1 pseudogene is annotated in these 487 nt (G+C 50.7%); it reads left to right on the forward strand.

The features are described 5' to 3' along the window. Positions 1 to 487, forward strand: a pseudogene (locus OH459_RS28170) (type IV secretion system protein TraC); the annotation flags it as partial.

Here is a 487-nt window from a genome sequence, read left to right on the forward strand (position 1 = left end):
AGGTAAGAGTTTCTTAGTTCAGGAGATAGCCAAAACCGTCTACGCCATGGGCGGTAAAGTGTGGATACTCGACAAAGGTGTCAGCTATAAAAAAATCACCCTGAGCCTTGGTGGCACTTACATGACGCACGCCAATATCTTCTTAAACCCGTTCACCCATCTTGGCGCCATGCAGGACGCTGACTTTGAGTTTGTGGACGACGAAGGCAAGCCTGTAGACCCAATGATGGAAGCGCTCGATAACATCACGGCTCTGTTTGCGACCATCGCTTCGCCTTACACACCCCTGACCGCATTTCAACAAAGTGTGTTAGGCGATGCCATCGTGACCGCATGGGAGCGCAAGGGCAACCAAGCACTCGTGGATGATGTCAGAGATGCGCTGATTGAGATTGCCGGAGAAGAGAGCGATCGACGCATCAAAGACATAGCCGTGCAACTGAAAAAGTTCTGCACTGACGGCATGTATGGCGATGTGTTCAACAAA

Source organism: Vibrio sp. MM46 (assembly GCF_027587135.1).
Lineage (GTDB): Bacteria > Pseudomonadota > Gammaproteobacteria > Enterobacterales > Vibrionaceae > Vibrio > Vibrio harveyi.